Raw genomic sequence first — 21094 nt, forward strand, 5'->3', positions numbered from 1 at the left:
CCTGCAATCGCGAGCAGGCTCACTCCTACAAAAGCTCTATCCCCCGAATTCGAAGAGTAAGACCATGAGCAGCCTGACCATCACCCCATTAAGCTCGGCCCTCGGCGCGCAGATCAGCGGCGTCGACGTCAGCCAGCCGTTGAACCCGGAACAGCGCGACGCCATCGAGCAGGCGCTGCTCAAGTATCAAGTGCTGTTCTTTCGCGACCAGCCGATCGAACCGTCGCAACAGGCGCGTTTCGCCGCGTACTTCGGCGACCTGCACATTCACCCGATCTACCCGAACGTGCCGGAGCAGCCCGAAGTGCTGATCCTCGACACCGCCGTCACCGACGTGCGCGACAACGCGATCTGGCACACCGACGTGACGTTCCTGCCGACCCCGGCGATGGGCGCGGTGCTCAGCGCCAAGCTGCTGCCCGAGTTTGGCGGCGACACCCTGTGGGCCAGCGGGATTGCCGCGTATGAAGCACTGTCGGCACCGATGAAAAACCTGCTCGAAGGGCTGACCGCGACTCACGATTTCACCCGCTCTTTCCCGTTGGAACGCTACGGCAATACGCCGCAAGCACTGGCCCAGTGGGAAGAGGCGCGACGCAAGAACCCACCGTTGTCACACCCGGTAATCCGCACCCATCCGGTCAGTGGACGGCGCTCGTTGTTCGTCAACGAAGGCTTCACCTCGAAGATCAACGAACTGTCGGACACCGAGAGCGAAGCGATTCTGAAACTCCTGTTCGCTCATGCAACGCGGCCGGAATTCACCATTCGCTGGCGCTGGCAGAAAGACGATATTGCGTTCTGGGACAACCGCGTGACCCAGCATTACGCGGTGGATGATTACCGTCCGGCACGACGGGTGATGCAACGGGCTACGGTGTTGGGGGATGTGCCGTTTTTTAAATAAAGCCTGATTTAGGTGTTGAATTTAAAGGCCCCTTCGCGAGCAAGCCCGCTCCCACAGTTTGATCGTGTTTCTTCAGGAGGAACGCGATTAACTGTGGGAGCGGGCTTGCTCGCGAAGGCGTCAATGCAGGCGCCAGATCAACCGGCGCCTGACAATTATTCAGCCGTCGAAGGCTTCTCCCAAAGATTGATCCCGCCCTCTTGGGCAAACCGGTCGATCTCCGCCAGTTCCTCGGCACTGAAACTCAGGTTTTTCAACGCCCCGACGTTCTCGATGATCTGCTCCGGCCGGCTCGCGCCGATCAGCGCCGAGGTCACGCGTGGATCACGCAGGGTCCAGGCCAGTGCCAGTTGCGCCAGGCTCTGGCCGCGACGCTTGGCGATCTCGTTCAATGCGCGAACATGCGCAATGTTGGCCTCGGACAGGTGCGAAGCCTGCAGCGAACCACCGCCCGGACGATTGACCCGCGCATCCGCCGGCACGCCGTTGAGGTATTTGTCGGTCAGCAGACCTTGCGCCAACGGCGTGAAGGCGATGACGCCAGTACCGAGTTCTTCGGTGGTGTCGAGCAGGTCTTTTTCCACCCAGCGATTGAGCAGGTTGTACGCCGGCTGATGAATCAGCAGCGGTACTTTCCATTCCTTGAGCAGCGCAGCGATCTCGCGGGTTTTCACCCCGGAGTACGACGAGATACCGATGTACAACGCCTTGCCCTGCTGCACGGCGGTGGCGAGGGCGCTGGCGGTTTCTTCCAGCGGGGTGTCCGGGTCGAAGCGGTGCGAATAGAAGATATCCACATAGTCCAGACCGAGGCGCTGCAGACTCTGATCGAGACTGGCCAGCACGTATTTGCGCGAACCGCCGCCCTGACCGTAGGGGCCGGGCCACATGTCCCAACCGGCCTTGCTGGAGATGATCAGCTCGTCGCGGTAGTGCTTGAAGTCTTCGCGCAGCAGGCGACCGAAGTTGATCTCGGCGCTGCCGTACGGCGGGCCGTAGTTGTTGGCCAGGTCGAAGTGGTTGATCCCCAGGTCGAACGCGGTGCGCAGCAAGGCGCGCTGGGTGTCGATCGGCGTGCTGTCGCCGAAGTTGTGCCACAGGCCCAGCGACAGCGCCGGCAGTACCAGACCACTGCGGCCGACGCGGCGGTAAGGGATGGAGTCGTAGCGGTTTTCGGCAGCGGTATAAGTCATCGAATCCTCTCTTGTTTGATTGCCAGCAAATTGAGGGTGAATCCCAACTTTGTGGTGAGGGGATTTATCCCCGATGGACGGCGTAGCCGTCCCAAAAAATCGCGAATTTGAATGCAGATTTGGGGGTGGCTTTCGCCACCATCGGGGATAAATCCTCTCACCACAGGGTGTTTACACAAATCTGTTTTGCGGTCGGGCAAGGCCCAGGTTTTCGCGCAAGGTCCGGCCCTCATACTCGGTTCTGAACAGCCCACGGCGTTGCAGTTCCGGGACCACGCCATTAGCGAAGTCTTCGAGTCCGCCCGGCAGGTGCGGCACCAACACGTTGAAGCCATCCGCCGCGCCCTGTTCGAACCACTCCTGCAAGCGGTCGGCGATCTGCGCCGGCGTGCCCACCAGGCTGTAATGCCCGCGCCCACCGGCAATCCTGCGGCCCAATTCGGCGAGGGTCAGATGCTCCCGCCCTGCCAGTTCAGTCAGCAATTTCTGCCGGCTCTGCTGGCCGCTGTCGGTCAGCGGCAACGCCGGCAGCGGTGCGTCCAGCGGGTACTTCGACAAGTCGAAGTTGCCCAGCATACGCCCAAGCAACGCCACGCCAACCTCCGGTTCGACCAATTGCTGAAACGTTTCACATTTTTCCTGCGCTTCGGCTTCTGTCTGCCCGACGACGACAAACACCCCCGGCATGATTTTCAGCGAATCGGCGCTGCGCCCGTACTTGGCCAAGCGGCCCTTGAGGTCGGCGTAGAACGCCTGCGCGCCGGCCAGCGAAGTCTGCGCGGTGAACACCACCTCAGCGGTCTGTGCCGCCAGTTCACGCCCGGTTTCGGACGAGCCAGCCTGCACGATCACCGGTTGCCCCTGCGGCGAGCGCGCCACGTTCAGCGGGCCTTTCACCCGAAAATGCTCACCGACGTGATCCAGCACATGCAGCTTCGCAGGGTCGTAATACGCGCCACTGGCCTTGTCGCGCACAAAAGCATCGTCCTCCCAACTGTCCCACAGCCCGGTGACCACCTGATGAAACTCGCGGGCGCGGCTGTAGCGTTCGGCGTGGCCGATGTGCTCGTCGCGACCGAAATTCAGCGCCTCGGCGGCGTTGTCCGAGGTCACCAGATTCCACCCGGCGCGGCCACCCGACAGATGATCGAGCGAAGCGAATTTACGCGCCACGTGGTACGGCTCGTTGTAACTGGTGGTCGCCGTGGCGATCAGACCGATGTGCTCGGTCACCGCGCTCAGGGCCGAGAGCAAGGTCAGCGGTTCGAAGTGATCCGAGCGCGCCATGCGGCTGGCGATGTCCTGGGTCGGCGCGGCCACACTGTCGGCGACGAACAGCGTGTCGAACTTCGCCGCCTCGGCAATCTGTGCCAGACGCTTGTAGTGGGCGAAATCCAGCCCGGCATTCGCCGGAACCTGCGGGTGACGCCACGCGGCGACGTGGTGCCCGGTGGCCATGAGAAAGGCGCCGAGTTTCAGCTGTCTGCTCATCTCAGAAATCCTTGCGCAGTTGCACGCCGAAGTAGCGCTCATCATCCCGTGGCACGGCGCGGTAGATGTAGTTGCCGCCGCTGGCCAGCAGCGGTGAGTAGGATTTGTCGGCGAGGTTCTTGCCCAGCAGCGCCACGCGCCAGCCGTTGCTGTAATCGGCCAGCGCCACACTGGCGTTCCAGATGCCGTAGGCGCCCTGCTTGGTATCGGCGTTCTGACTGATGTCGTACTGCACTTCGCTCTGCCAGCTGTAGTCGGTGCCGAGCTCGATATCCAGACCGTTTTCCAGCGGGATGGTGTAGTCGGCACGTACGTAGCTTTTCCAGTCCGGGCTGAACGGCAGCGGCTTGCCATTGACGTTGCACGAGGCCGCCGCGCCCGCCGGGCAGCTGAATTGGTCGATGCGTGCGCGGGTGTAGGCCAGCGCCCCGGAGAATTTCAGTTGCTGGGTCGCCTGCAAGGCGTAATCGAGTTCGACACCTTCGGTGCTGACGCTGCCGGCGTTGATCAGGCGCGTCACCACTTGCCCGGCGACGGTGTCGAAAAAGTTCGCCTGATAGTTGTCGTAATCGCTATGGAACACGGCGAGGTTGGTGGTCAGCCGGTTGTTCCAACTGGTGGCCTTGATCCCCGCCTCCCAGGTGTTCGAGGTTTCCGGTTTCAGCGCCTCGGTGTCACGCGGCTGCATGTTGAAAAACACGTTGTACGCCGGGCCTTTGTAGCCGCGCGAGTAGGTCAGGTACGTGGTGACCGCAGCGCTCAGGTCGTACTGCACGCCGAGGCGGCCGGACCAGCCGTCCTCGTCCACCGAACCGGAACTGCTGGTGGCCGGCTGGATGCCGCTGACCGTGGTCGCCGAGGTCGAGACACGACGGTGATCGTATTCCAGATCATCGTGGGTGTAGCGCAGGCCGGCGATGCCACGGAAAGCCGACGTGAAGTTCAGCGTGGTCTCACCGAACGCGGCATAGCTGTCGCTGGTGGTGCTGTAGTCAGCCACGCCACGGTTGACGCTGGTCGGCGTCGTCAGGGTGCGCTGGTAGGTCTCGTCATCCTTGCCGTGCATGTAGAACAGGCCGCCGACGTATTCAAGGAACTCACCTTTTGGCGAGGCCAGGCGCAGCTCCTGCGAGTACTGATCGAAGGCCAGATCGCCCTTGTCGGCGGTGCCGGGGAACGCGGCGGTGATCGTGCTCAGCCGATCGCCGTCCTGATATTGCGTGTTGTCCCAGCCGCGCCACGCGGTGATCGACGTCAGGGTGTAATCGCCCAACTGCCAGTCGAGCTGACCGGACAGGCCTTTGTTGGTGTCCTCGACGTGGGTGCGGGTATCGGTGTTGATGTCGCGGTTGTGGTTGCTCGCATAGACCGGGCTCAGCGCGTTGGCGAAGGCCGGGGTCAACGACTTGCTGACGACGCCGTTGGGACCGTCGTCGTGGGACTGCATGTAGTCGGCGATCAGGGTGAAGGTGACGTCGTCATTCGGGGTGAATTCGAGCTTGCCGCGCACGCCGCGATGGTTGTAGCCGTTGACCTCCTGGCCGTTGTATTTGTTGTCGACGTTGCCGTCGTAGCTACTGACCAGGGTGCTGATCGAGCCCTTCAACATATCCGGAATCAGGCTGCCGCCAATGCCGAAGCGGGTGCGGCTTTCGTTGCCGCTGTAGTACGACTGGTCGATGTAGCCGTGGGTCTCGTTGGTCGGCGCCTTGCTGGTGATGTTGAGCACACCGGCCGAGGCATTCTTGCCGAACAGCGTGCCCTGCGGGCCGCGCAGTACTTCGACGCGCTCCAGATCCAGCAGGTCGAGAGTCGATTGACCGGGACGCGCATAGACCACGCCGTCGATCACCGTGGCCACCGTTGGCTCGACGCCGGGCGAGGTGGAAATCGTGCCGACGCCACGCACGAACAACGAGGTGTCCTTGTTCGACGCCCCAGTGCGGAAATTCAGCGACGGCACTTGCTGGACGATGCTCGCCACGCCATTGCGGTTGTCGCGCTCCAGTTGTTCACCGTCGATCACCGAGACCGCCACCGGCACCTTCTGCAGCGACTCTTCGCGGCGGGTGGCGGTGACCGTGACGGACTTGAGGGTCGGCTCTTGATCGCTGCTGTCAGCGGCAAAAGCATTGGTCAGCGGCAACGCCGCCAGCCCGGTGAAAATCCAGCCAGCGGCGCGAATCGACTGCGCCAGTTTGTGTGTCGCCCCAGGAATGTTGTGCATGTTTGCCCGCTCGAAATTGGCCCTGAACCGCTGCCGTTCTGCGACGACAGCGCCTGAATCGATGTCTTGGGCATTCGCTCGAGCGAGTAGCAGACAATGCGCTTTGTTAGCGCTAACATCGCCAGTATCGGCAAGCTCGGCATAGAGCGTCCAATACTGAAAAATTACTTTTATATGCGTTTTGGTTTTTAAAAAGGATCGAGCCTTGAGCCAGGAAAAGCCCCGCAAACGCCGTGGCGCCGGACGCGTGACCCTCAATGCGGTAGCGCGCGAGGCCGGGGTGTCGGCGATTACCGTGTCGCGCTATTTCAATCAGCCGGAAACCGTCTCGCCGGAGCGCCGCGAGCGGATTGCGGCGGTGGTCGCCGAGTTGGGTTACGTGCCGAACCTGGTGGCCGGCGGGCTGGCCTCGGCGCGGGGCAAAATCGTCGGCATGGTGATTCCGAACATCTCCGGGCCGATCTTTGCCAACACCATCCAGGGCTTCAGCGACACCCTCAGCCGCCACGGTTATCAACTGCTGCTGGCGTCGAGTTACTTCAGCACCGAGCAGGAAGAAAACGCCGTGCGCGCATTTCTCGGCTGGTCGCCGGCGGCGCTGGTGTTGACCAGCCACTTCCACAGTTCGGGCACGGAAAAGATGATCGCCGAGGCAGACATTCCGGTGATCGAGACCTGGGATTACCAGCCGGATCGCGAGCCGATGCAGATCGGCTTCTCGCACTACGAAGTCGGCGTCACGGCTGCACAATATCTCCACGGCCAAGGCTATCGCCGCATCGCCTTCGTGCAAAACAGTGCCCCCGGCGACCTCAGCGCACTGGAACGCCGCGATGGTTACGCCGCCACCGTGCGCGAGTTCGGACTGCAGCCGTGGGTGTTCGCCCCGGACGCCGACCGCGCGCCGTTCGAAGCCGGCAAGCAAGCGATGGAAGCACTGATGAACGCTTCACCCCGCCCCGACGCCATCATCTTCGCCAACGACAACCTCGCCGCCGGCGGCCTGCTCGCCGGGCAACGCGCCGGCCTGAAGATCCCCGAAGACTGCGCCGTGCTCGGCTTCGGCGATTACCCGTTCGCCGAAATGCTCCTGCCGAGCCTGAGCACGATCAAACCACCGGCACTGGAGATCGGCGTGCTGGCGGCAACGCGGGTATTGGAAAGTCTTGGGGTGTTGCCGAGCGATGAGGTGCAGCGGCTGAATCTGTTGCAGTGCAAGGTGATCGAGCGCGAGAGCACCTGAGACACATGCCTCGGTAGGAGCTGCCGCAGGCTGCGATCTTTCGCATTTCAAAGCCAGAATCAAAAGATCGCAGCCTGCGGCAGCCCCTACAGGTTGTTCGTCATGCCGACAATTCGCGTAACGCAGCTGCGGCCAGAAATCCGGAGCGGGAACTGTAGCGTTGATCACGCCGGACTGTTTGATCAATACGCTCCAGCAGTTGCTCGGGCAGCGTGGCGTTGAAGCGTACCGACTTGCCGAAATAGGGCGTGATATCAAAGTCGACAACACCCCAGATTCCACCCGCGTAATCCGGGTTGTCGAGATGTGCATCAATGTCCTGAACTCGAGGCAACGGTGCACCATCAGCCACCAGTCCCTCATAGTGCAGGGCCAGAGCCTCCTGAGTGTTTTCAAAAGCTTCGGCTACCGTGCTACCTGCGGAGAAGCACCCCGGTACATCCGGGACAATCACTCCGTAGTCCGAGTCGGCATCCTTGTGCAAAACGACCGGGAATTTCATAAACGTGAATCCTTCCTCTGACGTGTCCATAAAAGGACTTTCACTTCCAATAACGGGCTTCATTTCAACCCCGCCTGTTTCAAAATGCTGTTGATCGTCCCTTTGGGAAGGTCTGAATCCGGATGCTTGATCGTCACCCGACCCAGCTTGCGCGGATGCTTGTACTGATGGTGACTACCCTTCACTGCAACCAGATACCAACCATCCTCCTCGATCATCCTGATCATTTCCCGACTACGCATTTCCTTCGCCCTGTTCGACAGCAAGAGCTGGTCACTTTAGGGCGTAAGCAACCGATTTATACACACGATACACACTCTGAGAAATATTAGCTGGGTGAACAAACGCTCGGTAATTGGTTCGACCAACGGCAGGCGCGGGCCAGTGAAAAAGTGCCTTGCCGTCTAGATACATTTGAATGCGTCGCGAAATGTGTCTGATCGAGAATGGTTGGCTTGTATTGATGCGGGCTGACTTGTCTATGCTCTTAATGACACCGAAGTGGCCCTATCGCGAGCAGGCTCACTCCTACAAGGAATGCGGTTGGCCACAGGATTTGTGCACAGATGCGTTCACTGTAGGAGTGAGCCTGCTCGCGATAAAGGTCTATCAGGCGATATTCATCTACTAGGCAGAACCCGCTATGCACACCGCCATCATCATCTTCTTCGGCCTGGTCCTGCTCGCCCTGATGCTCTACATCGGCGAGCGCGTTGGCTTCAGCCGACAAACGTTGGCCTACAGTTTCGCCGCGCTGTGGCTGGCGTTGACGGTGATCAATGGTGCGGTGGGGGTGGTACATGCCGGGCAGCCGCTGGGGTCGGAAATCGCGGTGGGCAGTGCGGTGTTCGGGGTGCCGATGGCGGCGATGGTGTTGTTCATGGTGCTGAGCGCCGAGTCGTGAAACGTCCCGGCGCTCAGTTGCCGATCAACGCACCAGATGCAGGAACTGCATGTGGCGTTCGTACTGATCGAGGATGTCGTTGATGATCTGCTCTTTGGTGTAGCCGACCAGATCGTAGTCCTGACTGCCCTCGCTCAAGTGCACTTCAGCGCGGTAATAGCGGCGGTTGTTGAGCTGCTTGGAGCCCATGCCACCCCGGGCAAACGACGGCGTGAAATAGCCGCGCATCTGCACCTGGTAGATGAACGGATGCTGCTCACCGTGGCCGATTTCCAGGCTGATGTTGTCGTGCGCCGGATCCGGCTGGGTGACCACGTTCAAACCCTTCTCGACGAATACCGCCGTCACCTCTTCAATCGCCGGGCGCACCGTGGTGTCCATGAAGCGGTACACCTCGTCGCGCGACGGGAAGTGCACCGCCTGACTCAGACGCTGGCGCCAGCCGCCCGTGCCACGCCGCGAACCGGAGACCGGTGCCAGCGAATGCAACTGCGCGATCTGCTTCTGCGATTCCAGATAGAACGCCTTGTGCAGCCCCCACATCATCAGCAACAGAATCAGCGAGAACGGCAGCGAGGTCAGCACTACCGCTGACTTCAGCGCATCGATACTGCCGGAGAACAGCAGCGCACTGGTCACCAGCGCAGTCATCGCGCCCCAGAACACCCGCAGCCACTTAGGCCCGTCTTCATCCGGGTTACCGCCCTTGGCCGACAGGGTCGAGAGCACCACGGTGCCGGAATCGGCGGAAGTGACGAAGAACACGAAGCTGATGAACACCGTCACCGCGATGACGGTCTTGCTCCACGGGTAGGTTTCCAGCAGCAGGTAGAGGGTCATCGACGGGTTGTCGATGGCCGACATACCCAGCGCCGACATGCCGTGGTTGAGCACCTGATCGATGGCGCTGTTGCCGAAGATCGACATCCACGCCAGGGTGAAACCGAGCGGAATCAACAGCACGCCGAAGACGAATTCACGGATGGTCCGACCACGGGAAATCCGTGCGATGAACAGGCCCACGAACGGCGACCATGCGATCCACCAGGCCCAGTAGAACACCGTCCAGCCACCGAGCCAGTCGCTTGGTTTGTCGTAGGCGTAGAGGTCGAAACTCTTCATCGGCAACGCGCCGAGGTAATCGCCGAGGTTCTGGATCAGGGTATTGAGCAGGTGCTGGGTAGGGCCGGCGAACAACACGAACAGCAGCAGCGCACAGGCCAGCAGCATGTTGATGTCGGACATCACCCGCACGCCCTTATCCACACCCGACACAGCGACGATGATCGCCGCGCCCATCATCAGCGTGATCAGGCCGACCTGAATCCACTGGGTATGCGCGATGCCAAACAGGTAATCGAGACCGGAGTTGAGGTGCAGCACACCGAAGCCCATGTCGGCACCCAGACCGAACACCGTGGCGATGATGCCGAAGCCATCCACCGCGTACCCGATGGGGCCGTTGATGCGTTTGCCGATCAGCGGATACAGCGCCGAACGCAAAGCCAGCGGCAGGTTATGTCGGTAGGCGAAATAGGCCAGCGCCATGCCGACGAAAGCGAACACGCCCCAGCCGTGCAGGCCCCAGTGCAGAAACAGAATCTGCATCGCCTGCCGCGCCGCGTCCGCCGTGCCGGCCTCGCCTTGTGGCGGCTGGAGCATGTGCGTCAGCGGTTCAGAGACACAAAAGAAAAACAGCGTGATGCTGATCCCGGCGGCAAACAGCATGCCGGCCCAGGACAGGTAACTGAACTCGGGTTCGTCGTGGTCGGCACCGAGTTTGATCTTGCCGTAGCCCGATAACGCGGTGACCACCACGAAGACCAGATACAGCGTCATCGCGAGCATGTAGTACCAGCCGACCGTGTTGGCCGCCCAGTTTTGCGCTTGCAGCAGCCAGGCACCGGCCTGCTCCGGCATGGCGATGACAACCAGACCAAACAGCAGAATGACCGTCGCGGCGAAGTAGAACACCGGCGGATTCATGCGTACCAGACCGCTGGCGGGGGTAGACGATGCACTCATGAAACGTGCACCTCGAGGGGTTGAAACGTGGCTGAAATGATCGGACTCAGCAAAGGCAAGCCTCCTGTTGTGAGCGGGCAGCGAACCACCGGTTTAACTTGAATGAACGTTCAAGTTAAACATGGATAGGGCGCTAAGGACTAATCGCAGGGCCAGGCGGTAGTTTTCCTACAGTAGCCCAAGGAGGGGTATGACGCGGGTTTGAGGGGATTCGTTCAATGGAGAATTGGCTGAATGCCATCAACCTGAATTGATGGGTAAATTGTGGCGAGGGAGCTTGCTCCCGCTGGACTGCGCAGCGGTCCCAATCCGGCGTTAGTCGCAATTGGGAGTCCTGCGGCCTCCAGCGGGAGCAAGCTCCCTCGCCACAAACGAACTGGAATCTTACTTCTGCGTGCCGTCATCATGCTGCAGATTGGCCTGCGTCAGGTTGCTCCCCGCCGGCACGCTGCGCGTCAGCCAGACGTTGCCGCCAATGGTCGAACCCTGGCCGATGGTGATCCGCCCGAGAATCGTCGCCCCGGCATAAATCACCACGTCGTCCTCGACAATCGGGTGCCGTGGATGGCCCTTTTGCAACTGCCCGTCTTCATCCGCCGGGAAGCGCTTGGCCCCGAGGGTCACAGCCTGATAGATCCGCACCCGCTCGCCGATGATCGCGGTCTCGCCGATCACCACACCCGTGCCGTGGTCGATGAAGAAACTGCGGCCGATCTGCGCGCCCGGGTGGATATCGATACCGGTGGCCGAGTGCGCAATCTCCGCGCTGATCCGCGCCAGCAACGGCAACCCGGCGCGATACAAATGGTGTGCCAGACGATGGTGAATCACCGCCAGAATCCCCGGATAGCAGAGCAGCACTTCATCGACACTGCGCGCCGCCGGATCACCGTGATAGGCGGCCAGCACGTCGGTGTCGAGCAGGCTGCGCAGGCCCGGCAAGGCCAGCGCGAAATCCTGAATGATGCGGATCGCCTGAGCTTCGACGTCAGCGTCACCTTGAGCGCTGTGCCGGGCGACATAACGCAACTCCAGCCGCGCTTGCCCCAGCAACGCATTCAGGGCCGCATCGAGGGTATGCCCGACATAGAAGTCCTCACTCTCCTCACGCAGGTCCACCGGCCCCAGACGCATCGGGAACAACGCGCCACACAGCGCCTCGAGAATCTCTGCCATCGCGGCGCGAGACGGTAACTCGCGGCCACCCTGCTCGCCGCTGGCCCGGCCATTCTGGGTACGCCACTGATCCCGCGCGGTACGCAGTTGGCTGACGATGGTCTGCAATTGCCAATGGCTGGAACGCTCGCTCACGGTAAAGACTCCTCACGGGCGGCCGGACGGTCGGGCCGCGTCAACGGCGACTACTTTACGGCATGCCAACGAAGGCGAATTAAGAACCGATAGTGCTGGGCTAAGCACATTTGGCTATAAGCGATTCACGGTTGCCCCGGTAAAACGGCGTGCCTATAGTCCTGTCATCTTTCTCCGCCAGTACGGGCTCATGATCAAACAACAGCTGGATCGCTTTAACCGTCTCGACTTGCTCGGCCAACCCACGCCGCTGGAAAAACTTGAACGCCTGTCCGCCTGGCTGGGCCGCGAGGTGTACATCAAACGCGATGACCTGACGCCGCTGGCCATGGGCGGTAACAAGCTGCGTAAACTCGAATACCTCGCCGCCGATGCCCTCGCCCAGGGCGCCGACACGCTGATCACCGCCGGCGCCCTGCAATCGTACCACGTGCGCCAGACCGCCGCGCTGGCGGCCAAACTCGGCCTGGGGTGCGTGGCGCTGCTGGAAAATCCGCTGGGCACCGACGACAGCAACTACACCGGCAACGGCAACCGCCTGCTGCTGGATCTGTTCGACACCAAGGTCGAGCTGGTGGACAACCTGGATAACGCCGACGAACAACTCGCCGCCCTCGCCGTGCGCCTGCGCAGCAATGGCAAGAAGCCGTATCTGGTGCCGATCGGTGGCTCGAACGCCCTCGGCGCACTGGGTTACGTGCGTGCCGGTCTGGAATTGGCGGAACAGATCAAGGACACCGGCCTCGATTTCGCCGCCGTGGTGCTGGCCTCGGGCAGCGCCGGGACCCACAGCGGTCTGGCATTGGCCTTGAGCGAAGCACTGCCGAAATTGCCAGTGATCGGCGTGACCGTTTCGCGCACTGAGGACGATCAGCGACCAAAAGTGCAGGGACTGGCCGAACGCACGGCAGACCTGCTGGGCGTGAAATTGCCGGAGAGCTTCAAGGTCGAGTTGTGGGACGAATACTTCGGCCCGCGTTACGGCGAGCCGAATGCCGGGACACTGGCGGCGGTGAAACTGTTGGCCAGTCAGGACGCGGTGCTGCTCGACCCGGTGTACACCGGCAAGGCCATGGCCGGGTTGCTCGACGGGATCGGCCGCCAGCGTTTCGACGATGGCCCGATCATCTTCCTGCACACCGGTGGGGCGCCGGCGTTGTTTGCCTACAAGGACGCTTTGAGCGGTTGAAGCGCCTTTGTGGGGAGGGAGCTTGCTCCCGCTGGGGCGCGCAGCGCCCCCAAACTTGCTTCCCCATTTTCAGTTGAACACTGGCGGAAGGTATTGCGACTGCTGCGCAGTCGGGTGGGAGCAAGCTCCCTCGCCACAGGTAAATGCCACATATTCCATATACGAATATCAAATTAGATATTAAGTATTTTCAAGTCTAAAGCAGACATCTTATAGTCTCGCCGCAGGCGAATTTCGGGCAAGACGCATAAGCTGCTTTAGGGCACGATAACGCAGTCGTTCAAATCCCGAATTCGCCAACTTTCCTTAAGCGTCTTCCATAAGAAAACACAGGGGCTTGTCATGAATTTTTCCGCACTACGTCGCAATCTGCTGGTAGGTTCGCTGGGCCTTGCACTGAGCGCCGGCCTGATCGGTCAGGCAACCGCCGGTGAGCAACTGCAACAGATCAAGGACAAAGGCGTTATCAACGTCGGCCTGGAAGGCACTTACCCACCGTTCAGTTTTGTTGACGAGAACGGCAAGCTGTCCGGTTTCGAAGTCGAGCTTTCCGAAGCCCTGGCGAAAAAGCTGGGCGTCAAAGCCAAGATTCAGCCGACCAAGTGGGACGGCATTCTCGCGGCGCTGGAATCCAAGCGTCTGGACATCGTGGTCAACCAGGTGACTATCTCCGACGAGCGCAAGAAGAAGTATGACTTCTCCGAGCCGTACACCATTTCCGGGATTCAGGCGCTGGTGCTGAAGAGCAAGGAAGCCGCGCTGAACATCAAGACTGCTGCCGACCTGTCCGGCAAGAAAGTCGGTGTCGGCCTGGGCACCAACTACGAACAATGGGTCCGCGCCAATGTGCCGGGCGCTGACGTGCGTACCTACGATGATGATCCGACCAAGTTCGCCGACCTGAACAACGGCCGCACCGACGCCATCCTGATCGACCGTCTGGCTGCGCTTGAATACGCCAAGAAAGCCCCGAAAACCGTGGCTGCCGGTCAAGCGTTCTCCCGTCAGGAATCCGGTATCGCCCTGCGCAAAGGCGAGCCTGAGCTGCTGGCTGCGGTGAACAAGGCTCTCGATGAGCTGCGTGCCGACGGTACCCTGGCGAAGATCTCGGAAAAATACTTCCAAGCTGACGTCACCAAATAATGGAAGAAGCTTTCCAACTCGCACTGGACTCCGCGCCCTTTCTGCTCAAGGGCGCGTACTACACGGTCATCCTCAGTCTGGGCGGCATGTTCTTCGGCTTGCTGCTGGGCTTCGGCCTGGCCTTGATGCGCCTGTCGCGCTTCAAACTGGTGAGCTGGATTGCCCGCATCTACGTGTCGTTCTTTCGCGGCACGCCGTTGCTGGTGCAACTGTTCGTGATCTATTACGGCTTGCCGCAATTGGGTCTGGAACTGGATCCGCTCCCGGCTGCCCTGATCGGCTTCTCGCTGAACATGGCCGCCTACGCCTGTGAAATCCTGCGGGCCGCGATCGGTTCGATCGAGCGTGGTCAGTGGGAAGCCGCTGCGAGCATCGGCATGACCCGTGCACAAACCCTGCGCCGGGCCATCCTGCCGCAAGCGATGCGCACGGCGCTGCCGCCGCTGGGCAACAGCTTCATTTCGCTGGTCAAGGACACGGCACTGGCCGCCACCATTCAGGTGCCGGAACTGTTCCGCCAGGCGCAACTGATTACCGCCCGGACTTTCGAAGTCTTCACCATGTATCTTGCCGCCGCACTGATCTACTGGATTCTGGCCACGGTGCTGTCGCACCTGCAGAACAAGTTGGAAGAGCGGGCCAATCGGCACGACCAGGAGTCCTGACCCCATGATTGTCGTGGAAAAACTGACAAAGCAGTTCAAGGGTCAAGAGGTGCTCAAAGGCATCGATCTTGAGGTGAAGGAAGGCGAGGTCGTGGCCATCATCGGCCCCAGCGGTTCGGGTAAAACCACGTTCCTGCGCTGCCTGAACTTCCTTGAACAACCCACCAGCGGCCGGATCAAGGTCGGCGATATCGAAATCGATACCAGCCGCCCGCTGAGCCAGCAGCAGAGTCTGGTGCGCAACCTGCGCCAGCACGTGGGTTTCGTGTTCCAGAACTTCAACCTGTTTCCCCACCGCACCGCACTGGAAAACGTCATCGAAGGGCCGATCGTGGTCAAGAAGATGCCGCGCGAGCAAGCCGTTGCCCTGGGCATGAAGCTGCTGGCCAAGGTCGGTCTGGCCGGCAAGGAAGATGCGTATCCGCGTCGTCTGTCCGGCGGTCAGCAACAGCGCGTGGCGATTGCCCGGGCGCTGGCGATGGAGCCGGAAGTGATCCTGTTCGACGAGCCAACCTCGGCCCTCGACCCGGAACTGGTGGGCGAAGTGCTGGCGACCATTCGCGGTCTCGCTGAAGAAAAACGCACCATGGTCATCGTCACCCACGAAATGGGTTTCGCCCGCGACGTGGCCAACCGTGTGGTGTTTTTCGACAAGGGCGTGATCGTCGAGCAAGGCGAAGCCAAGGCGTTGTTTGCCAGCCCGAAAGAAGAGCGCACCCAACAGTTTCTCAGCAAGTTTCTGAATCACGCCTGAGAACATCATTGTTTTGCATCATTAACTTCCATGGATGGAAGTTATACTTCTCCCGATTTGAAAAAACATCTAAACCGCTCCAGCCTTAAACCTATCAAAACAATTCATATATGTTCTGCAACAGATACAACTAATCTGATGCGCGCTTATTTGCCTGTGAAATGAACTGGATGAGCCCGCACAAAAATCGCAAAAACTCGCGAAAAACCGTAGTTCCATTCGCAATCAACGCTAGGCAGCATGCCTCATCAGCGTAGGAAGCTTCTGATTAATCCGTAATTCATGGATTAACTAAGGCGCTCTATTGACACTCTTTCCCGCACGCTCTTATCTAGTCGCCAACCGGCACCCATTAGTTGAATCAATCCGTACTCAGCCCGAACAAAAGTTCATGGCTGCATTACCGATTCATCACGCCTTTTGTTTTTTCAAGAAACGGACTTCGCCGCAAGACTTCAAGGAGAGAACCCGATGACCCGCACTTCGCCTACCCCCGAACTGGCAGCGCCGAACCTCGCATCCGCGCAGAAAAACGCCATCAACCTGGCCGCTGCCGCGCACTTGCTGATTGATGTCATGCCCTACCCCGGCATGGACGTCGGCGATCTGATCGAACTGTTCTGGAACAACTGTTACGTCGCCTCGCGGGTCCTGACCAGTGAGGATCTTGGCGCAACGGTCAGCCTGCGGGTGCCGGAGAGTTTCATCGCCAGTGGCACCGCGCGGATTCATTATCGGGTGATGCAGATCGGCCAGGGACCGGCGCTGTCGGCGGCAACCCGGGTGCAGGTCAAGCTCGACTGCCCCGGCGGCCAGCCTTCGCCGTTGTGCGGTGATGAAAATCAGCAACTCGCACCAGTCACGTTTCCCGACACCATCCGCCGTCAGGGCGTGAACCCCAATCAGATCAAACGCGGTGTGCCCCTGACCATCGAACCCTACCTGAACATGGCCGAGGATGACGCAATCACCTTGCGCTGGGGCGACGTGCGAATGGATCTGGCACCGATCACCGCCGCCGATATCGGCCTGCCTATCCAGGTCTGGGTGCCACCGGCGGTGATCGTCGAGGGCGGTGAGGATCTGCGCCTGGACGTGACCTATTGCGTCCTCGACTGGGTGGGCAACAACTCGCGCTGGGCACCGCCTCGAACGCTGAAGATAGGCTGTGTGAACCCTTATCTGAAGGTGCCGCTGCGCCAGGAGCTGAAGGCCGCTGAATCGCGCCAAGAAGAACGCTGAACCTTGTGGCGAGGGAGCTTGCTCCCGCTGGGGTGCGAAGCGCCCCCAGACCTGCGCACCGCGTTCATTCAAATGAAAGGTGGGATCAGGTTTCGCGACTGCTGCGCAGCCGAACGGGACGTTGCGAGGATTCGACAAGCGTCCTTGCCACAGACTCCAGTCACCGAAACAAAGTTGTTAACCAACCCGACCACCACCCCTTCTATACATATTCCTAAAAGTTAGTTTATTTAATATTTATACACGCTTAGGGTATATGAACCGGACCACCGGACATTCTTTCGTTCGCCGCACTTTTGCGGCGTTTTTCATGAGATGTGAGGTAGGTAGTATGGTCCGGAACACAATCACCCCAGTGCAGATCGCCAGGGCATTGCGTGCAGCCAAGGAGCGGCATTGATGTCCAGTCTGGCCGATGCAAACGTCCAGTCTGATCTGGACATCGCCCCACTGTTGTTGCCCGCGCAGGTCTTGCGCAACGACGCCCAAGCCATCAAGGCTGCCCACGAACTGGCGCAGGTTGCCCGTGTGCAGGCCGCCAAGCGCGACCGCCAGCGCAAGCTGCCATGGTCGGAAATCGAACAGTTCACCCGCAGCGGTCTGGGCAGCATTGCGATCCCGCGCGAATACGGTGGCCCACAAGTTTCATTCGTCACCCTGGCCGAGGTATTCGCGATCATTTCCGCAGCCGACCCGGCGCTGGGACAGATCCCGCAGAACCAGTTCGGCATCATCAACCTGGTACTCGGCAGCGCCACCGAGGCGCAGAAAAAGCAGCTGTTCCAGAGTGTTCTGGAAGGCTGGCGCATCGGCAATGCCGGCCCTGAGCGCGGCACCAAAAATACTCTGGAATTGAAAGCGCGCATCACCGCCGACGGCGATGACTACGTGATCAACGGCCAGAAGTTCTATTCCACCGGCGCGCTGTTCGCGCACTGGGTGGCGGTCAAGGCGCTCAATGACGACGGCAAGCAAGTGCTGGCCTTCGTCCGCCGTGGCACCCCGGGTCTGCGCATCGTTGATGACTGGTCGGGCTTCGGTCAGCGCACCACCGCCAGCGGCACGATTCTGCTGAACAACGTGCGGGTCGAGTCGAGCCTGGTGGTCGACAACTGGAAGATCAACGAGAAGCCGAATACCCAAGGCGCCGTGTCGCAGCTGATTCAGGCGGCCATCGATGCCGGCATCGCCCGTGGCGCCATCGACGACGCCATCGAATTCGTCAAAACCCGCGCGCGGCCATGGATCGACGCCAAGGTCGAACGCGCCAGCGATGACCTCTACGTGATCGCCGACATCGGCAAACTGAAAATCGAACTGCACGCCGCTGAAGCGTTGCTGCGCAAGGCCGGCAAAGTGCTCGACCAAGTCCATGCCGCGCCGCTGACCGCCGAATCAGCCGCCCGCGCTTCGATTGCCGTGGCCGAGGCCAAAGTGCTGACCACCGAGATCTCGCTGCTGGCCAGCGAAAAACTCTTCGAGCTGGCCGGCAGCCGCGCCACCCTCGCCGAATTCAACCTCGACCGTCACTGGCGCAACGCCCGGGTGCACACCCTCCACGACCCGGTGCGCTGGAAGTATCACGCGGTCGGCGCCTATCGCCTCAACGGCACTTTGCCGGCTCGCCATTCCTGGATTTAACGACCGCACACTTTTGACCAGATCTCTGGAGAAACACATGACTTATTCTCATCACGTCGCGGTCATCACCAGCGATGAGCAAGCCCTGATTGTCGCCAGCGACCTGGCCGAAGATTTCAAACGCGACAGTGCCGTGCGCGACCGTGAACGCCGCCTGCCACTGCCGGAACTCGACGTGTTTTCCCGCTCCGGCCTCTGGGGCATCAGCGTGCCCAAGGAATACGGCGGCGCCGGTGTGTCCAACGTGACCCTGGCCAAAGTCATCGCCCTGATCGCTCAGGCCGACGGCTCCCTCGGACAGATTCCGCAGAACCATTTCTACGCCCTCGAAGTGCTGCGCGTTAACGGCAGCCACGAGCAGAAACAACGGCTGTACGCCGAGGTGCTGGCCGGTCAACGTTTCGGCAACGCCCTGGCGGAACTCGGCACCAAAACCGCCCACGACCGCGTCACCAGCCTCAAGCGTGACGGCGACGGCTATCGCATCAACGGGCGCAAGTTTTATGCGACCGGCGCGATCTACGCGCAGCGCATCCCGACTTCCGTCGTCGATGAAAACGGCGTGCAGCAACTGGCCTTCGTCCCGCGTGACAGCCAAGGCCTGACGGTGATCGACGACTGGAGCGGCTTCGGCCAGCGCACCACCGGCAGCGGTTCGGTGGTGTTCGAAGACGTCTATGTCGCTGCCGAAGACGTGATCCCGTTCCAGAGCGCCTTCGAGCGCCCGACCACGGTCGGCCCGCTGGCGCAGATTCTTCACGCCGCCATCGATACCGGCATCGCCCGCGCTGCTTATGAAGATGCCCTGCACTTCGTGCGCAGCAAGACCCGGCCATGGATCGACTCCGGCAACGACAAGGCCACCGAAGACCCGCTGACCCTGAAGAGTTTCGGCCACTTGAGCATTCGTCTGCACGCCACCGAAGCACTGCTTGAGCGCTCTGGCGAGTTCCTCGACAAGGCCCAGGCCGAGACCAACGCCGAAACCGTCGCCGCCGCGTCGATTGCCGTCGCCGAGGCACGGGCGATCAGCACTGAAATCTCGCTCGCCGCCGGCAGCACCCTGTTCGAACTGGCCGGCAGTCAGGCGACCCTGATCGAACACGGCCTCGACCGCCACTGGCGCAACGCCCGGGTGCACACCCTGCACGACCCGGTGCGCTGGAAGTATCACGCGGTGGGCAATTACTACCTCAACGATGAAAACCCTCCGCTGCGAGGGACGATCTGATGAGCACCGCGAAAAAGAAGATCCTGCTCAACGCGTTCAACATGAACTGCATCGGCCACATCAACCACGGGTTGTGGACGCATCCACGCGATACCTCGACGCGCTACAACACGCTCGAATACTGGACCGAACTGGCGCAGTTGCTGGAGCGCGGTTTGTTCGACGGGCTGTTCATCGCCGACATCGTCGGCGTGTACGACGTCTACCAGAACTCGGTGGACGTCACGCTCAAAGAGTCGATCCAGTTGCCGGTCAACGACCCGCTGCTGCTGGTCTCGGCGATGGCCGCCGTGACGAAAAACCTCGGCTTCGGCCTCACCGCCAACCTCACCTACGAACCGCCCTATCTGTTCGCCCGACGCATGTCGTCGCTCGATCACCTGAGCCGCGGTCGGGTCGGCTGGAACATCGTCACCGGTTACCTCGACAGCGCCGCCAAGGCCATGGGCCTGCGCGAACAGGTCGAGCATGACCGTCGTTACGATCAGGCCGACGAATACCTCGAAGTGCTCTACAAACTCTGGGAAGGCAGTTGGGAAAACGGCGCGGTGCTTAATGACCGTGAGCAGCGCATCTATGCGCAGCCGGAGAAGGTGCACAAGGTCGAACACCACGGCGAGTTCTATCAGGTCGAGGGTTATCACCTCTGCGAGCCGTCGCCGCAGCGCACACCCGTGCTGTTCCAGGCTGGCAGTTCCGATCGTGGTTTGCTGTTCGCCGGGCGTCACGCCGAGTGCGTATTCATCAGCGGCCAGAACAAGCCGTCGACCAAAGTGCAGGTGGACAAGGTCCGCGCCAGCGCCGTCGAAGCCGGACGCAATCCCGAGGACATCAAGGTGTTCATGGGCCTCAACGTGATCGTCGGCGCGACCGAAGAAGCCGCGTGGGCCAAGCACGCCGAGTACCTGAGTTATGCCAGCGCCGAGGCTGGCGTCGCGCATTTCTCAGCCTCCACCGGCATCGACTTTTCCCAGTACGAAATCGACGAACCGATCCAGTACGTCAAGAGCAATGCCATCCAGTCCGCGACCAAGAACCTGCAGAACAACGACTGGACCCGGCGCAAATTGCTCGAGCAGCACGCCCTCGGTGGCCGCTACATCACCGTGGTCGGCTCGCCTGAGCAAGTGGCGGATGAACTGGAATCGTGGATCGCCGAAACGGGACTCGACGGCTTCAACCTGACGCGCATCGTGACCCCGGAAAGCTATGTCGATTTCATTGAGCTGGTGATTCCGGAGCTGCAACGGCGCGGGTCGTACAAGACCGCGTATGACAACGGCAGCTTGCGCGAGAAGTTATTCCGCGGTGAAGCGCATTTGCCTGAGCAACACACCGGTTCTTCGTACCGCCGCTAAAAGCATCGCGAGCAGGCTCACTCCTACAGGGGTACGCATTCCAAATGTAGGAGTGAGCCTGCTCGCGA

At 60.8% G+C, this 21094-nt stretch carries 18 protein-coding genes; 11 read left to right on the forward strand and 7 right to left on the reverse strand.

Going from position 1 to position 21094, the window contains the following annotated elements; genetic code table 11:
- Positions 1-64 precede the first annotated feature (64 nt).
- The gene (gene tauD / locus JFU48_RS05875) at positions 65-907 is read left to right on the forward strand and encodes a taurine dioxygenase (protein WP_201136063.1); all 843 of its coding nucleotides are present in this window, start codon (positions 65-67) and stop codon (positions 905-907) included.
- A 155-nt stretch (positions 908-1062) separates the two neighbouring features.
- On the opposite strand, the gene mgrA is transcribed toward tauD, so the two are convergent.
- The 3 genes from mgrA to JFU48_RS05890 all read right to left on the reverse strand — a co-directional run bounded on the left by mgrA (position 1063) and on the right by JFU48_RS05890 (position 5818).
- On the reverse strand, positions 1063-2100 hold the full coding sequence (gene mgrA, locus JFU48_RS05880) for an L-glyceraldehyde 3-phosphate reductase (protein ID WP_003220623.1): 1038 nt from the start codon (positions 2098-2100) through the stop codon (positions 1063-1065).
- Between the two features lie 171 nt (positions 2101-2271).
- The gene (locus JFU48_RS05885; protein ID WP_201136064.1) at positions 2272-3591 is read right to left on the reverse strand and encodes an LLM class flavin-dependent oxidoreductase; all 1320 of its coding nucleotides are present in this window, start codon (positions 3589-3591) and stop codon (positions 2272-2274) included.
- 1 nt (position 3592) lies between these two features.
- A complete protein-coding gene (locus tag JFU48_RS05890; RefSeq protein ID WP_201136065.1) occupies positions 3593-5818 on the reverse strand; it encodes a TonB-dependent receptor in 2226 nt (741 codons plus the stop codon).
- A gap of 205 nt (positions 5819-6023) precedes the next feature.
- Here JFU48_RS05890 and JFU48_RS05895 point away from each other — a divergent pair, with 205 nt between their 5' ends.
- Entirely contained in the window at positions 6024-7061 is a 1038-nt protein-coding gene (locus JFU48_RS05895; RefSeq protein ID WP_103521440.1) for a LacI family DNA-binding transcriptional regulator, read from the forward strand.
- Between the two features lie 100 nt (positions 7062-7161).
- Here JFU48_RS05895 and JFU48_RS05900 read toward each other — a convergent pair whose 3' ends face one another.
- Together JFU48_RS05900 and JFU48_RS05905 are read right to left on the reverse strand one after the other, a co-directional pair.
- Positions 7162-7626 carry a type II toxin-antitoxin system HicB family antitoxin gene (locus tag JFU48_RS05900; protein WP_027611195.1) on the reverse strand — a complete coding sequence of 155 codons (465 nt, stop codon included), beginning with the start codon at positions 7624-7626 and terminating at the stop codon, positions 7162-7164.
- A complete protein-coding gene (locus JFU48_RS05905; RefSeq protein ID WP_003220615.1) occupies positions 7623-7805 on the reverse strand; it encodes a type II toxin-antitoxin system HicA family toxin in 183 nt (60 codons plus the stop codon). Before JFU48_RS05905 ends, JFU48_RS05900 begins: the two co-directional genes overlap by 4 nt.
- Positions 7806-8206: 401 nt before the next feature.
- Here JFU48_RS05905 and JFU48_RS05910 point away from each other — a divergent pair, with 401 nt between their 5' ends.
- Positions 8207-8467 (forward strand): hypothetical protein, encoded by a 261-nt coding sequence (locus JFU48_RS05910; RefSeq protein ID WP_003220613.1) that lies wholly within the window; start codon positions 8207-8209, stop codon positions 8465-8467.
- A 24-nt stretch (positions 8468-8491) separates the two neighbouring features.
- On the opposite strand, the gene betT is transcribed toward JFU48_RS05910, so the two are convergent.
- Together betT and epsC are read right to left on the reverse strand one after the other, a co-directional pair.
- Entirely contained in the window at positions 8492-10453 is a 1962-nt protein-coding gene (betT, locus tag JFU48_RS05915) for a choline BCCT transporter BetT (RefSeq protein WP_198286800.1), read from the reverse strand.
- Between the two features lie 423 nt (positions 10454-10876).
- The gene (gene epsC, locus JFU48_RS05920; RefSeq protein WP_003220610.1) at positions 10877-11803 is read right to left on the reverse strand and encodes a serine O-acetyltransferase EpsC; all 927 of its coding nucleotides are present in this window, start codon (positions 11801-11803) and stop codon (positions 10877-10879) included.
- A gap of 190 nt (positions 11804-11993) precedes the next feature.
- Between epsC and JFU48_RS05925 the strand changes: the two genes are divergently transcribed.
- From JFU48_RS05925 to JFU48_RS05960, 8 genes are all read left to right on the forward strand, one after another.
- A complete protein-coding gene (locus tag JFU48_RS05925) occupies positions 11994-12992 on the forward strand; it encodes a D-cysteine desulfhydrase (protein WP_201136066.1) in 999 nt (332 codons plus the stop codon).
- A 342-nt stretch (positions 12993-13334) separates the two neighbouring features.
- A complete protein-coding gene (gene tcyJ / locus JFU48_RS05930) occupies positions 13335-14135 on the forward strand; it encodes a cystine ABC transporter substrate-binding protein (RefSeq protein ID WP_201136067.1) in 801 nt (266 codons plus the stop codon).
- Complete coding sequence (tcyL, locus tag JFU48_RS05935; RefSeq protein ID WP_003220607.1) at positions 14135-14800, forward strand: cystine ABC transporter permease; 666 nt, start codon at positions 14135-14137, stop codon at positions 14798-14800. The genes tcyJ and tcyL overlap by 1 nt, the downstream gene beginning before the upstream one ends.
- Positions 14801-14804: 4 nt before the next feature.
- A complete protein-coding gene (gene tcyN, locus JFU48_RS05940; protein ID WP_103521961.1) occupies positions 14805-15554 on the forward strand; it encodes an L-cystine ABC transporter ATP-binding protein TcyN in 750 nt (249 codons plus the stop codon).
- 471 nt (positions 15555-16025) lie between these two features.
- On the forward strand, positions 16026-16796 hold the full coding sequence (locus tag JFU48_RS05945; protein ID WP_003220605.1) for a hypothetical protein: 771 nt from the start codon (positions 16026-16028) through the stop codon (positions 16794-16796).
- Positions 16797-17195: 399 nt separating this feature from the next.
- Positions 17196-18437: an SfnB family sulfur acquisition oxidoreductase gene (locus JFU48_RS05950; protein WP_201136068.1), complete on the forward strand. Its 1242-nt coding sequence runs from the start codon at positions 17196-17198 to the stop codon at positions 18435-18437.
- A 37-nt stretch (positions 18438-18474) separates the two neighbouring features.
- Complete coding sequence (locus JFU48_RS05955) at positions 18475-19668, forward strand: SfnB family sulfur acquisition oxidoreductase (protein ID WP_003220603.1); 1194 nt, start codon at positions 18475-18477, stop codon at positions 19666-19668.
- On the forward strand, positions 19668-21026 hold the full coding sequence (locus JFU48_RS05960) for an LLM class flavin-dependent oxidoreductase (protein ID WP_201136069.1): 1359 nt from the start codon (positions 19668-19670) through the stop codon (positions 21024-21026). The genes JFU48_RS05955 and JFU48_RS05960 overlap by 1 nt, the downstream gene beginning before the upstream one ends.
- Positions 21027-21094 lie beyond the last annotated feature (68 nt).

The sequence above is a fragment of the Pseudomonas sp. TH49 genome, from assembly GCF_016650625.1.
Classification (GTDB): Bacteria; Pseudomonadota; Gammaproteobacteria; order Pseudomonadales; family Pseudomonadaceae; genus Aquipseudomonas; species Aquipseudomonas fluorescens_H.

What these genes read in the sequence shown, in the direction of transcription:
- tauD (WP_201136063.1), top strand. Translation starts at nt 65, where the DNA reads ATGAGCAGCCTGACCATCACCCCATTAAGCTCGGCCCTCGGCGCGCAG.
- mgrA (WP_003220623.1), bottom strand. Translation starts at nt 2,100, where the DNA reads ATGACTTATACCGCTGCCGAAAACCGCTACGACTCCATCCCTTACCGC.
- JFU48_RS05885 (WP_201136064.1), bottom strand. Translation starts at nt 3,591, where the DNA reads ATGAGCAGACAGCTGAAACTCGGCGCCTTTCTCATGGCCACCGGGCAC.
- JFU48_RS05890 (WP_201136065.1), bottom strand. Translation starts at nt 5,818, where the DNA reads ATGCACAACATTCCTGGGGCGACACACAAACTGGCGCAGTCGATTCGC.
- JFU48_RS05900 (WP_027611195.1), bottom strand. Translation starts at nt 7,626, where the DNA reads ATGAAGCCCGTTATTGGAAGTGAAAGTCCTTTTATGGACACGTCAGAG.
- JFU48_RS05905 (WP_003220615.1), bottom strand. Translation starts at nt 7,805, where the DNA reads ATGCGTAGTCGGGAAATGATCAGGATGATCGAGGAGGATGGTTGGTAT.
- JFU48_RS05910 (WP_003220613.1), top strand. Translation starts at nt 8,207, where the DNA reads ATGCACACCGCCATCATCATCTTCTTCGGCCTGGTCCTGCTCGCCCTG.
- betT (WP_198286800.1), bottom strand. Translation starts at nt 10,453, where the DNA reads ATGAATCCGCCGGTGTTCTACTTCGCCGCGACGGTCATTCTGCTGTTT.
- JFU48_RS05925 (WP_201136066.1), top strand. Translation starts at nt 11,994, where the DNA reads ATGATCAAACAACAGCTGGATCGCTTTAACCGTCTCGACTTGCTCGGC.
- tcyJ (WP_201136067.1), top strand. Translation starts at nt 13,335, where the DNA reads ATGAATTTTTCCGCACTACGTCGCAATCTGCTGGTAGGTTCGCTGGGC.
- tcyL (WP_003220607.1), top strand. Translation starts at nt 14,135, where the DNA reads ATGGAAGAAGCTTTCCAACTCGCACTGGACTCCGCGCCCTTTCTGCTC.
- tcyN (WP_103521961.1), top strand. Translation starts at nt 14,805, where the DNA reads ATGATTGTCGTGGAAAAACTGACAAAGCAGTTCAAGGGTCAAGAGGTG.
- JFU48_RS05945 (WP_003220605.1), top strand. Translation starts at nt 16,026, where the DNA reads ATGACCCGCACTTCGCCTACCCCCGAACTGGCAGCGCCGAACCTCGCA.
- JFU48_RS05950 (WP_201136068.1), top strand. Translation starts at nt 17,196, where the DNA reads ATGTCCAGTCTGGCCGATGCAAACGTCCAGTCTGATCTGGACATCGCC.
- JFU48_RS05955 (WP_003220603.1), top strand. Translation starts at nt 18,475, where the DNA reads ATGACTTATTCTCATCACGTCGCGGTCATCACCAGCGATGAGCAAGCC.
- JFU48_RS05960 (WP_201136069.1), top strand. Translation starts at nt 19,668, where the DNA reads ATGAGCACCGCGAAAAAGAAGATCCTGCTCAACGCGTTCAACATGAAC.